This window comes from Novipirellula caenicola, from assembly GCF_039545035.1.
GTDB classification, from domain to species: Bacteria; Planctomycetota; Planctomycetia; order Pirellulales; family Pirellulaceae; genus Novipirellula; species Novipirellula caenicola.
In genome coordinates, this window is the sequence record NZ_BAABRO010000039.1 from 1 (window position 1) to 13,351 (window position 13,351).

A 13,351-nucleotide genomic window follows, 5' to 3' on the forward strand; every position below is an offset into this window, starting at 1 on the left:
TCAGCTCCCCCAGGCATTTCGCAGACTTCCACGCCCTTCATTCTTCTAACGCCAAGACATCCCCCATGTGCCCTTAATAGATTGGCCATCGAAATCCCGAACTCAAATGTGTTTAACCACAATTGAACGCGAAATATCGTTGGTTTCTATGATTAACGATATCACATGTGGTGACTGCTGCTTTAACTCGGCCAACTCCGAAGAGTCGACTTCACTGACTGCAGCAATCACGTTGCACAGAATCCTATAAGAATACATTCTCGCCAACGCTTTCGATCGCGACCCGCACAGTAAAACTGCGTGAATCGAATCCAGGCGTTGGCAACGCTTCTCAGAACTTGTTTTCACTTCTCTCGCGTTTGAAACAGAGCCTCCCGAGACCGAGTCCCGAGCTGAACTGCTCTAATAGCGAGTGTAGTGCTCTTTCAGATGCCAACTACCAAACAACCAAATTGTCAAATATCAATGCGTTGCGTTCGAGGGTAAGTCGATAGTGCAACGGACGCTGCCTTGTGAGCAGCCGGTTGATGCCAGTTTTTGGCTCGCAAGCAAATTGCGTTCCGTTCTTGGCGTCAGCCGGTCGTTCACAAGTGAGGGCGAAGAATACTGTCGAGTGTTTTCTTCGTCAACCGCGTTTCAAGATGTTTTTTAAAGTTTCTTGAAGTTCGGTTGATTCGCTTGAGAGTCCCGTTTTTTGCCGCGTTTGGCGGCCTTCAGACGTGTCTCTCAGGCGAGAAGGGAAAGATAGCGATCTAAAACTTTGGGTCAACCTCAGTTGATGGAAAAGTTTAGATTTTGTTCGTGCCGCGTGAATCTTTCAAGAAGAATGATTCACAGGACACTTTTGTATCTTTCACTTCACCACAATCTCTTTCGAGACCATGGTTAGTGGAGGTAGACGGACTTGAACCGACGGCCTCCTGCGTGCAAAGCAGGCGCTCTCCCAACTGAGCTATACCCCCATGGGAAGTCGGAAGTGTAAGGGTGAAGAGTGAATTGTAAAGAGGTCAAATTCCTCTTTTCGTGCTTCACGCTTCCTTCTTGTTCACTTCCTTCTCAAAGTGGGCGTACCAGAACTCGAATCTGGGACCTCGTCGTTATCAGCGACGCGCTCTAACCAACTGAGCTATACGCCCGAACGGTGTTGAACCAGGATGAAGATTGCAAGCAATCGACACTGCTTCAAGGCACCTCTTGTTACTCGGTTTGCGGCCTTGGTTTGTTGCCACAAAGTTCCAAGAGGGGCAAAGTTTACGCAAACTAATTTGGCTGTCAAAGGGAATACACACCTCGAACTGACAAATTTGGCCGCTTTTTTGCTCGAGACTCCGCCAACTGCCGTATTTTTCCGTGTTTTGGCACGACAAAATACTGCGTGATTCGTTGCCGAGAGTCTCATCCCGCTTGGGAATCCTTTTCTTCGGCCCACCGCCTGCCAACTCTTAACCTTTCCATCAAGATTCTCGCAATTTTTGAGCAAGATTCCAAGTTGCAAAAGACAAAGTACCGCGATCGACCGCGGGATTGACGGCTGAAAAGGGGCGAAGTTTTCGCCATCCCATTTCCCATTCTTGCCACGCCATGCTTGGTCGCGATCCCGCTTTTGACTAAATCCCCCTCGCTGGGACCTGACCCTTGGTTGCTTTCGCTGACTCCTTCAAGAAAATCGACATTCCCACCGAAGGTAAGGTTCGTGCACAATAACTGGTATTGCTGCAAAACCTAAAGACCGGAAAGATCCGGCGATTGTCTGTGACTCCGTCTACTAGCCTTGCTGAAAATATGGATGCTCGGTTGCTGACGGTACTCCCTCCCCCTCCCAAGACTCTATGATGGAATGTTTGGCATGAAGGATCTTCCTCGCTCCGTACGACCTCTACGATGCAAAGCCCGCGTCGCACGCGTGGTTGATTTGATTCACAAGCTGAAAAGCCCGTTTTCGAACGCCGATCGCACGGTATCGACTACCGCAGCCCGCATCGCCACAGGCTTGTTGGTGGGCGGATGGCTTGGCGTTCAAACCGCAGCCGCTGCGACGCCGTCGGCGAAAGACGCGTTGCAATTGAAACCGGTTCAAGCCGACGTGGATTACGAAGTGGTTGAGCCATCCGAGGTGGCAAATTGCACCGTCACCGACTTGGAATACAACGATTGGTCAGGCTGGGAAGTACGGTCCGGTGACGGCACGTTGCTTCGCCGTTTTGCCGACACCAACGGCGACAATAAAGTCGACTTGTGGTGTTATTTCAAATTTGGCGTCGAGGTCTATCGTGACATTGACCGCGACTATAACACCAAGGCCGATCAATACCGTTGGCTCGGTACCGCCGGAACGCGTTGGGGGATCGACGAAAACGAAGACGGAAAAATCGATTCCTGGAAACAAATTTCGCCCGAAGAGGTGACCGCCGAAGTCGTCTCGGCATTGGCTGATCGCGATGCCGGCCGGTTTGCTCGACTGTTGGCGACCGGCAAAGACCTCGAGTCCATCGGATTGGGCAGTGATACCGTTCGCCGTTTGGCCAGCAAGGCGTCACGTGCGGCGAAAGACTTTTCCGACTTTGCCAAACGGCAAAAAGCGGTTGGGCGCGACGCGAAATGGGTTCAGTTTGCTGCGGCCACTCCCGGTGTTGTTCCCAGTGGAACCGATGGATCGACTTCGGACATCACGGTGTACGAAAACGCGGTTGCCATGTTCGAAGACGCAACCGGCAACGGACAATTGTTGGTTGGCACGATCATTCGTGTGAACGACGCGTGGCGGATCGTTGATTTGCCTTCGGTAGGCGAAGGTGGCGACGCGGTGGCTCAATCGTCCGGCAATTTTTTCACGCCTGGCGGGCTGGCTCAATCGGCTGCCTCGCTTGACTCGGGGCTAGGAGCTCAATCTCAACAATTGGTTACCGATCTGGAAGAGATCGATCGCAAACTTGCCTCGACAAGCAACCCCAAGGACTTGGCGAAACTGCACGAAGCGAGGACTCAATTGGTCTCGCGATTGATTAAATCGACCACCAATCCCGAGGACCGAGATGCCTGGACTCGCCAATTGGTCGACACCGTCAGTATGGCCACCCAAAGCGGCGTTTATCCCGATGGAATCAAGCAGTTGCAATCGATCGCTCGTTCGCTTGGCGACAACAATGAATCGCTGCGAGCTTACGCGGAATACATGTTGATCGGTGCCCAGTACGCACAGCGGCAAACCCCGGATGCGGATTTTGCCGAGGTCCAAAAATGGTATTTGGAAACGCTGACCGAGTTTGTCGATCGCTATCCACGGATGCCTGAATCGGCTCAAGCGATGTTGCAACTTGCACTCAGCAAAGAGTTCGAAGACAAGGAAAAAGACGCACTGGGCTACTACAAAAAAGTGGCAGCAGCGTTCCCCGGCACCGATACCGCCGAGAAGGCCGAAGGCGCCGTTCGACGACTTGAGTCGGTCGGAAAAGTCATCGATTTGCAAGGGAATTCGATCGATGGAAAGCCATTCCGTCTGTCGCAACTGCGTGGACGTCCCGTCGTTCTGCATTACTGGGCGACCTGGTGCGAACCGTGCAAACAGGACATGAAATTGCTGCGAGCTCTGCAAGCACGCTACCAGAAAGCGGGCTTGGTGTTGGTCGGTGTGAACGTTGATGCTACCAGCGAAATGGCCAAGGGATTCTTGAAGCAGAACCCGTTGCCATGGATCCAATTGTTTGACGATGGAGGGCTCGAATCGAGCGACTTGGCAAAAACATTTGGCGTTCAAACGTTGCCGACCATGATGTTGATCGACGATCGAGGACGGGTGGTTCGCCATAACGTTCGCGCCGCCGAACTGGAATCGGAACTCGACAAATTGGCTAAATAACCGGCCCGATTCTCTGTCGTATTGAAGCGGGGGAATCAAGTTTGAGCGATCGAGCTGGCCCCGATCAGCCGCGACGAAAACGATCTCGACCAAGCCGCCTGAATCTCGTGCCGAGATTCAGGCGGCTTTTTTCGTTTGTGATATTTTTGTTCGCAGCAACACTTCCTACGGCGTTTCAGGTTTAATGATACATAAGTCGGGCGGGCGGACTTTGTAGCGGGACAAATAGGCATCCACGGTTTGAGCGGGGGCCCGCACTAAGCTTTGAGACGCTCCCATTTCAAGGCGGTTAACCCGACTCAGAGACGCGTCTAGTAGTAGAGCAACTTGTCTCGGAGCACGCTGTGTGAAAGATAGCGGCGCCCCCTTTTCATTGAAGTCACTTTTGTAACGAGCAACAGGCACGATGGCTAAGCGAGATGATCTTCTTCGTCGTTTAAAACAGGCCGATCGGCGTCGCAGTCGACGACCCAATAGCAGTGCCCCGCCGAATGCGTCGCCGCATCCATCGGCGGCGGCGAAGCAGTCGGCCAACCAGCCCGATGTGACAGCACTGGTCGTCGCAGAAGTGATTGCGTTCACTCGTTCGGATCAAAGTTGTCGTGATCCGCAAGTCGTTTCCGCACTCCGCGCCGTGTTGCGAGGATCCTCGCCAGCGGTGGATTCGGCGCGTCGTTTGGTCGATCAATTGCAACGGATCGCCGATCGTCCTGACGTCAAACTCCGCGATTTTCGCACCGCGGTCAAAGGGTTGTGCGAGCAAGCGATGCAGTTCGATCGCGACGCCGAGGGGGATGACCGATTCATCAATTACTTGGCTGTGCTGATTGAATAACGGTTGATTAAGTAACCGTAGGGATCGACGCCAACGGGTAAATCGAAACCGTTCTTCACGCGAATGAGCTCACGACAAACGAAAACATGAATCGAACTCCTATTCAAAATCCGTATCTCGCGTCTTCAGCCTCGGAGAGCACCAGCGGCAATCAAGTCGACTTAAAAGCTCATCTTCGCACTGGCCAGATAATCGCGTTTGCCTTGATCCAAGGCGTGTTATTCATCACCGCCATCATGGGCTACCTAGGCATCGTGTCCGGCAATGGAGGGCCTGCTGACGGACCGCCCGCCGATCCGACCGCTGACAATGACATGGTGATGGTGGCCATCGGCGCGATAGCTGCTTTTGGCGGTTGTTTTGCATCGTTTATGGCTAACAAGATGATCAAAGCGATGGCGATTCGGCAATTCGCATCGACGGGGGAAGAGGTCGATGTACCGGTGCAGGAATCGATGAAGATCACTTCGGGAATCAGCGAGTTGTTAGCGACATCTCAGACGCGAATGATCGTCGGCATGGCACTGGCCGAAGGAGCCGCGGTGATCAATGCGGTATTAATGATGTTGGACGGGAACCTGATCCATCTGGTGATGATCGGATTCTGTTTCGTCGCGATGGCGGTCCAGTTTCCCACGCTACAGAAAAAGTTGGACCTGATCGAGTCCGCCGCCCGCGCGTCACGAGACCGCGTGTGAGAGGGAGACACGGAGACACGGAGAGAGGGAGAGAGGGAGAGAGGGAGAGAGGGAGAGAGGGAGAGAAAAAATTTACCCTCCCTCCGGGAGGGTCGGCCGCAGGAAGCGGCCGGGGAGGGTGGTGAAACCATGCTTGCACCGTCCACTTCTAACACCCCGAGCCCCACCCAGAGCCGGCTACCGCCGACTCTGACCTCCCCGGCGGGGAGGTGAAGTTGAATTCACCCTCCCTCCGGGAGGGTCGGCCGCAGGAAGCGGCCGGGGAGGGTGGTGAAACCATGCTTGCACCCTCCATTTCTAACACTCCGAACCCCACCCAGAGCCGGCTACCGCCGACTCTGACCTCCCCAGCGGGGAGGTGACCTTGAATACCCTCCCTCTGGGAGGGTCGGCCGCAGGGGGCGGCCGGGAGGGTGGTGAAACACTGCTTGCACGGTCCATTTCTAACACCCCGAGCCCCACCCAGAGCCGGCTACCGCCGACTCTGACCTCCCCACTGGGGAGGTGAAGTTGAGTTCACCCTCCCTCTGGGAGCCTCGGCCGCAGAAACCGGCCAGTCATCGGCTAACGCATCCCAAACTGGCATCGCCCCCCGCTCCCCCAGCCGTCTGCCTACCGCGGCGCATCGTCGTCTCCATCCCCGTCGGCCCGAAAGTCTCCACGACTTCCGCTACGCCCACTCCCCACTCCCCACTCCCCACTCCCCACTCCCCACTCCTCACTCCCCACTCCCCACTCCCCACTCCTCACTCCTCACTCCTCACTCCTCACTCCTTGTCTCCTTGTCTCCCTGCCTCCCCGCCCCAAACACCGTATTGCCATCGACTTCCCACCCCCCTCGATGCTATAGGCAGCGTTCAGTTTTTCAGTTTTCGCGATAAAAATAGCGAGGTCGGCTCTGATGAGATTTCCAGTCCCTATTGCAGGATCGTTTTGCGTTTTGATGACGTTGGTGGGGTGCTCATCGAAGCAAGCGAATGAAGCAGACGGCTGGCAAGCGAATCAGGAAGCCGCTGTCGAGACCGTTCCAAATTCCAATCCGGAACACTCGTTTGTGGCCCCATCCCCGGAACCGATCGCGAAAAGCAATTCCGATTTGCGACGCGAGTCGGCTCCGCAGCCCGAATACTCGGTCCTACCGCCCCAGCCGGACGCCCGTTTTCAATCACCGCAAGCGATGCAGTTGGAGCCGCGAGCGATGCAATCGCCGCAGGCAATGCAGATGCAAGCTCCGGCAATGCAGATGCAAGCAACCGCCGCTGCTGAGACTCGCAGAAGCCTTCCTGCGGGAACTCAGCACGATGCCGATGCGGGTTATGCCACCGTCCAAGTTTTCTATGCGACCGACCGGATGCGAGGTCCGTTGTCGCTGGCGGATTATGAAATCACCGGCCAAAAACAAGTTGTCCAGCTGATCGCCGTTGTCTCGATCGCACTTTTCTTGTTTGCGCTAGTGAATTGGATGCGAGGCCGAACGCGAACCGGTGGTTTGGCAGCGATGATGGGGGCCGCGACCGCTTGTCTCGCCGCTGCATTCATTTCGATGGGGCAAGCCAATATCGAAAAGCATGGGGTTACCTATTTGGGCGACCGAGGCACTTTGGTTCGCGGCATCTGCGAAGTCACGGTGCCCGATTCACACCGCCGCGGACTCGTCGAACGCCCAAGCCTGTTGAAGTTCGAGCTACATGAGAATCAACGCGATCACATCGTCTTGACCAGTGCGGTGGAGCTTGCGGCAACGGACTTTCATCAACGTCTGTCCGAAACCGTGGCCCAGTCCAGTGATCAAGACTTGTTGGTGTTCATTCATGGCTACAACGTGGGTTTCGAGGCAGCGGTGCAGCGCACCGCTCAAATCGCAGTCGATCTTCCCTTCGAAGGCGTCCCGGTTTGCTACAGCTGGCCCTCGCAAGCGTCGTTGATGGGGTACACGATCGACGAAAACAACTCGGAGTGGACGATCGCCCATTTGAAGCAGTTTCTAACCGAGCTGGCCGAAGAATCCGGCGCGAAATCGATCAATGTCGTCGCCCACAGTATGGGCAATCGAGCGATGACGGCGGCGATGCAGCAAATCCGCTGGGAACTGCCCATCGATGCGCCCGCTCCGTTTGATCGTATCGTTCTGGCCGCTCCCGACGTTGACGCCGACCGCTTCCGTCGCGACTTGGCGCCTGCCCTGTTGGATGTTTCCAATCAAGTCACGCTGTACGCATCGTCGGACGATCAAGCGTTGATCGCATCCAAGAAGGTGCACGGCTATCCACGCGCCGGTGAGAGTGGCGACAACATCGTAGTGGTTCCTGGCGTCGAGACGATTGACGTCAGCGGCATCGACCTCAGCCTGCTCGGGCACAGCTATTACGGCGACAACGAATCGATGTTGCGAGACCTATACGAGCTCGTTCGTTCACGCTTGCCAGCACCGCAGCGAAACATGTTGATCGCCAAACAAGCCGGCGAGCTGATTTACTGGCAACTCGCCCAGCAAGCACCCGTTCCACTGCGGTAGGTTGGGCTACCGCTTGTGATCAGACGCAACTGTGGAATTGACTTCCAGCCTGTCATCAAGCAACTGCATCGTCCCCACGCCAGCGTGTCTGGCAAAAGCCAAGCCTTACCAATTTCAAGTCTTCTTCACCCATGAGCCACGCTCGCGGGGGCTGAAAGAAGATGTCCCTGCGATGACAGGCTAGAAGCCAATTCCACAAAAAGAACCCAAGGCTCGGCATCAGCGGAACCTTGGGTTGATCGTTTTCAACAAGCAATTCTTATCGTGCGAAAGCTTCTGTCTTACGAGTTCTTGGGGGCCTTACGCAGCTGGATCCATTCGCTGTGGAAAGTGCCTTCCATGTCGGTGCGTTGGTAGGTGTGAGCACCAAAGTAATCGCGTTGGGCTTGCAGCATGTTGGCTGGCAGACGAGCCATCCGGTAGCCGTCGTAGTAGCACAATGCGGTGCTGAACGCAGGCACAGGGATGCCAAGGATCGACGCCGCCGCGACCACGGCTCGCCACTTCTCTTGGGCGTTCTCGACCGCCTTCTCAAAGAATGGGTGCAACAACAAGTTTTCCAGGTTCGGGTTCTCGTCGAACGCTTCCTTGATGCGATCCAAGAAGACCGCGCGGATGATGCAACCGCCACGCCACAGCAATGCACAATCACCGTAGTTGAGGTCCCATTTGTGCTCGGCCGATGCCGCTTGCAGTTGCACAAAACCTTGAGCGTAGCTGACGATCTTCGATGCATACAATGCTTGGCGGACTGCTTCGATGAAGGCTTCGCGATCGCCGACCAATTTCATTGCTGCCGCTCGCATCTCAGGGTTGGATGCTTCGGAGGGACCGTTGAGCGTTTTGCTGGCTCGCACGCGAGCTTCTTTCTGAGCCGACAAACCGCGAGCGAACACGGCGGTCGTGACCAACGTGCTAGGCACGCCGAGATCCAGTGCCAATTGGCTCATCCATTTTCCGGTTCCTTTGGCACCGGCAACGTCCAAGATCTTGTCGACGAGGTAGCCGTCACCACCTTGGTCGTCTTTGACGCTGAAAATATCGCGGCTGATTTCGATCAAGTAGCTCGACAAGTCACCTTGGTTCCATTTGTCGAACACGTCATACAGTTCGTCGTTGGACAGTCCGCCGACTTCGCGAAGCAACTGGTAGCCTTCGCAAATCAGTTGCATGTCGCCGTACTCGATCCCGTTGTGGACCATTTTGACGTAGTGACCGGCACCGCGAGGGCCAACCCATTCGCAACAAGGGATGTCGTCATTCGGTCCGACCTTGGCCGAGATCGCTTGGAACATCTCTTTGACTTCGGGCCAAGCCGCTTCGCTGCCGCCAGGCATCATACTTGGGCCCAACAACGCGCCTTCTTCGCCACCGGAAACGCCGCAGCCACAGAACAGCAATCCCGCTTCTTCGACCTTCTTGGTTCGTCGCTCGGTATCGGCGTAATGCGTGTTACCACCATCGATGATGATGTCGCCAGGCTCGCATAGTGGGATCAATTGGTCGATGATCGCGTCAACCGCGGGGCCTGCCTTGACCAACATCATCAATTTACGAGGCCGTTTGACCGATTTGACAAACTCTTCGATCGTGTGAGTGCCGACAAAATTTTTGCCTTTGGCACGACCGTTGATCAGCTCGTCAACTTTCTCGGTTGTCCGATTGTAGACGGCGACTTTGTAGCCGCGACTTTCGACGTTCAAAGCCAGGTTTTCGCCCATCACTGCCAATCCGATGAGGCCAAAATCGCAATCGCCGCTCATAATTTTTCCAGAGTTCGAGAAGGTGTCTTGTTGAATGTTTCGGCGGATTTTAGACGCTGGGGGCCTAGCGGGGAAGATCCGACAGTGGGGGAAGTGGGATTGAGTGAGGAGTGAGGAGTGAGCCAGAGGGGGAGACACGGAGAGGGTAGACACGGAGAGGGGGAGCGTAGCGATCAAATTCACCCTCCCTGCGGGAGGGTCGGCCGCTGGATGCGGCCGGGGAGGGCTAGGGACCTTGAACCGGCAGCGTCCATTTCTAACACTTCGAGCCCCACCCAGATCCGGCTGCCGCCGACTCTGACCTCCCCAGCGGGGAGGTGAAACACGAATTCACCCTCCCTGTGGGTGGGTCGGCCGCCAAGCGGCCGGGGAGGGCTAGGGACCTTGAACTGGCAGCGTCCATTTCTAACACTTCAAGCCCCACCCAGATCCGGCTGCCGCCGACTCTGACCTCCCCAGAAGGGAGGTGAAACACGGATTTACCCTCCCTGTGGGAGGGTCGGCCGCTGGATGCGGCTGGGGAGGGCTAGCGACCTTGAACTGGCAGCGTCCATTTCTAACACTCCGAGCCCCACCCAGAGCCGGCTACCGCCGTCTCTGACCTCCCCAGAAGGGAGGTAAAGCGTGAATTTACCCTCCCTGTGGGAGGGTCGGCCGCCGGATGCGGCCGGGGAGGGCTAGGGACCTTGAACTGGCAGCGACCATTTCTAACACTTCGAGCCCCACCCAGATCCGGCTACCGCCGACTCTGACCTCCCCAGCGGGGAGGTGATTGCGGATTCCAGGCGAAGGCCGGTGAATCCACGCTTGCACACTCCCCCCAACAGGCCTCAGCGGACTCGTCCCGGGCCTTGCACATTCGCTGCAACAGGCAAAACTTGCCCAATCCGTGTCGGATTACCTGATATCCTGCTTTCGTTTGTTGATGCAGTGCCTCGCTGCGATTATTGTCAAAGGACGCGAGCTTCTTAAGCTGCGCAATTCACCCATCTTTTCGCAAAGTCGCCTCTTCAGGCTGAGTGATGAACAAAACAAATCGTATTGCTGCCCTCGTTGTTTTCGCCGCCCTGTTCTCTTTGGGAACCGGCCAGGTTTCGGCCCAGACACAGTTGGCGGGGGTCGACGTGGATGCTCAGGGCATCTTGAAGGTCAAACAATTTGATCCTCGTTTGGCCAACCAACGGCTGATCGAAGCTCGCAATCATGCCGACACCGGCGTGATGCAGACGAGCAAATTGCGAAAAGTATCACTCAATCGACTCGAAGCGGCGATCGCCAAGCAGATCGAAGCGGATGGGACGATTCCCGAGGACATGAAGGCACTGGCCGGTCTGACCTCGCTCGAGTACGTCTTTTTCTATCCCGACACCAAAGATATCGTCGTCGCGGGTCCCGCCGAAGGATTTGTCGCCGATCCCACCGACCGCTTGGTGGGCATCCAGTCTGGAAAGCCGACCGTTTTGCTCGAAGATCTGGTGACCGCGCTGCGAGCTTACGCTCCAGGAGCGAAACCCACTTCGCTGATCAGCGTTTCGATCGATCCGACGACCGAAGGACTGCAGCGGATGCAGCGATTCTTGGCCTCGGTTCACGGCCGCGTCCAACCCAGTGACGCCGAGCGATTGGCGATGGGGCTGAAAGACAACTTGGGACTGCAAACCGTAACGATCAAAGGCATTCCCAACTCCACCCACTTTGCTCGTGTGTTAGTCGAAGCCGATTATCGCATGAAGTTGGTTGGCATTGGATTGGAGCGACTTCCCGTCCGACTGCAAAGTTACGTCGATCGAGCGAATCCAAACGTCATCGCTTCTAACGCGATGGAGCGTTGGTATTTTCAGCCCAACTACGACGCGATCTCGGTCAGCGAAGATGGCTTGGCGATGCGAATCAACGAGCGTGGTGTTGAGCTGGTTGGTGCCAACGAACGTGTTGCCGATGGACGTCGGATGCAGATCGCAGGCAAGGTGAACCGCGCCAGTCAAACGTTCTGCAAGGATTTCACGACAGCGTATCCTGAGATCGCGAAAAAGGTTCGCATCTATGCCGAGCTTGCTCAATTGATCGACGTCGCTGTCGCCGCCGCCTACATCCAAGAGCAAGATTTTTATGGTCAAGCCGATTGGTCGATGCCGGTACTTCTAGACGAAACGATGGTTCCCGTCGAAACCTACACCGCTCCAGAGCAAGTTGAAACTGCCGTGAACGCCGTGTGGCGTGGCAACACTTTGATGACACCGCTCGGTGGTGGCGTGAACGTCCAGCCGCGACAAGCTCTGAAAGCTGAGCACGTCAGCAAAGACACCGACGGCCGCGTCGTGAAAACTCGCAGCCAAGCGGGCCCCACCGGTCTAACGGAAGGCCAATGGTGGTGGGACTGATCCCCGGTTTGCCACCGTCCCCCGTAGCGAAAGTCGCGATACTTCCAACAAATGTGGAATTGGCTTCCAGCCTGTCGATGCTCTGGCCTGTGATCACACCGGCCTCATCTATCACACCGGCCTCATCTATCACACCCGCGTCACCTAAGGATCTCAAGCAAGATCCACTCCATCCGCCGCTGTAAAAGCTCATTCGACCGCGCCAATGACGCTTGGCGGGCGTATGATAAATTCCGTGCTATCGCTCCCCAACGCACCGGTACGGAATGCTCATGAATCGGCCCAGTGAATTTCGCATGCCCAACGACGAGTGTCGGCTCGTCGTGGTCCAGGACCAATTGCAGCCGTGTCCCTATCTCGACGAAGCCGTCGCCAGGATGCCGCTGAGGCTGCCGATCGGCAACGTCACCCCGGAAATTACCGATCAAATGTTGGTGATGGGGTTTCGTCGTAGCGGCGACTTTGTCTATCGCACCCAGTGCCCCGCCTGCCACGAATGTCGACCCACGCGGATCGATGTCACCACCTTTCGGCTATCAAAATCGTTCAAGCGGGTGCTGCGGCGAGGCGATCAAGATTTGTATTGTCAATGGAATCCACCAAGTGTCGATTCGCTGCGTGTTGAAATCTTTAACCAACATCGACAAGTCCGAAATTTGGGACTCAGCGACGAGCCGGTCGACGAAGACGCTTATCGATCCTTCCTAGCCGACTCGTGCTGCCAAACTCGAGAGTTGTCGATTTGGAAAGACGGTGAACTGATTGCGATTTCGATTGTGGACCTGGGCCGCGAAAGTACGTCGGCCGTCTACACGCACTTTCGGCCTGAACACAGTCGGTACAGTCTGGGGACCTATGCGGTGTTGAAACAAATTGAATGGGCGCGAGCGACCAACCGCCGCTACGTTTACCTGGGCATGTACGTGGCCGAAAACGATCATCTGAATTACAAGTCCCGGTTCAAGCCGCAGCAGCGACTGATCGAAGGCAACTGGATCGATTTCGACGAGAGTTAACATTCACCCTCCCTCCGGGAGGTTCGGCCGCTGAAAGCGGCCGGGGAGGGTGGTGAAACGACGCTTGCACGGTCCATTTCAACACCCCGAGCCCCACCCAGATCCGGCTACCGCCGACTCTGACCTCCCCAAAGGGGAGGTAAAGTCATTCACCCTCCCCCTGGGAGCGACCGTGTTAGAATTCGGCAATAGCCGCTTATCAAAAAGTTAAATTTTGATTCGATGGAAGCCCCCGATGCGCAGTACTGAAGGACGCAGGGGGGCTCCTGTGTCAGCGTCGTTCTGTG

7 protein-coding genes and 2 tRNA genes are annotated in these 13,351 nt (G+C 55.9%); 6 read left to right on the top strand and 3 right to left on the bottom strand.

Annotated elements, in window-relative coordinates; all coding sequences use genetic code 11:
- Positions 1 to 889: 889 nt before the first annotated feature.
- Together ABEA92_RS30730 and ABEA92_RS30735 are read right to left on the bottom strand one after the other, a co-directional pair.
- Positions 890 to 962: transfer RNA gene (locus ABEA92_RS30730), tRNA-Ala, on the bottom strand.
- Positions 963 to 1,062: 100 nt separating this feature from the next.
- A tRNA-Ile gene (locus ABEA92_RS30735) sits at positions 1,063 to 1,136 on the bottom strand.
- 710 nt (positions 1,137 to 1,846) lie between these two features.
- On the opposite strand from ABEA92_RS30735, the gene ABEA92_RS30740 reads away from it, so the two are divergent.
- From ABEA92_RS30740 to ABEA92_RS30755, 4 genes are all read left to right on the top strand, one after another.
- Positions 1,847 to 3,856, top strand: coding sequence for a redoxin domain-containing protein (locus ABEA92_RS30740; RefSeq protein ID WP_345689608.1), 2,010 nt, complete (start codon positions 1,847 to 1,849; stop codon positions 3,854 to 3,856).
- A 406-nt stretch (positions 3,857 to 4,262) separates the two neighbouring features.
- Positions 4,263 to 4,691, top strand: coding sequence for a hypothetical protein (locus ABEA92_RS30745; protein WP_345689610.1), 429 nt, complete (start codon positions 4,263 to 4,265; stop codon positions 4,689 to 4,691).
- A gap of 86 nt (positions 4,692 to 4,777) precedes the next feature.
- Positions 4,778 to 5,389 (top strand): hypothetical protein, encoded by a 612-nt coding sequence (locus ABEA92_RS30750; protein WP_345689612.1) that lies wholly within the window; start codon positions 4,778 to 4,780, stop codon positions 5,387 to 5,389.
- Positions 5,390 to 6,290: 901 nt separating this feature from the next.
- A complete protein-coding gene (locus ABEA92_RS30755) occupies positions 6,291 to 7,904 on the top strand; it encodes an alpha/beta hydrolase (protein WP_345689614.1) in 1,614 nt (537 codons plus the stop codon).
- Positions 7,905 to 8,185: 281 nt separating this feature from the next.
- Here ABEA92_RS30755 and gnd read toward each other — a convergent pair whose 3' ends face one another.
- Positions 8,186 to 9,667, bottom strand: coding sequence for a decarboxylating NADP(+)-dependent phosphogluconate dehydrogenase (gene gnd, locus ABEA92_RS30760; RefSeq protein ID WP_345689616.1), 1,482 nt, complete (start codon positions 9,665 to 9,667; stop codon positions 8,186 to 8,188).
- Between the two features lie 1,022 nt (positions 9,668 to 10,689).
- On the opposite strand from gnd, the gene ABEA92_RS30765 reads away from it, so the two are divergent.
- Positions 10,690 to 12,048, top strand: a complete 1,359-nt coding sequence (locus tag ABEA92_RS30765; protein ID WP_425572528.1) for a DUF1598 domain-containing protein — start codon at positions 10,690 to 10,692, stop codon at positions 12,046 to 12,048.
- A gap of 272 nt (positions 12,049 to 12,320) precedes the next feature.
- Complete coding sequence (locus tag ABEA92_RS30770) at positions 12,321 to 13,064, top strand: arginyltransferase (RefSeq protein WP_345689620.1); 744 nt, start codon at positions 12,321 to 12,323, stop codon at positions 13,062 to 13,064.
- Positions 13,065 to 13,351 lie beyond the last annotated feature (287 nt).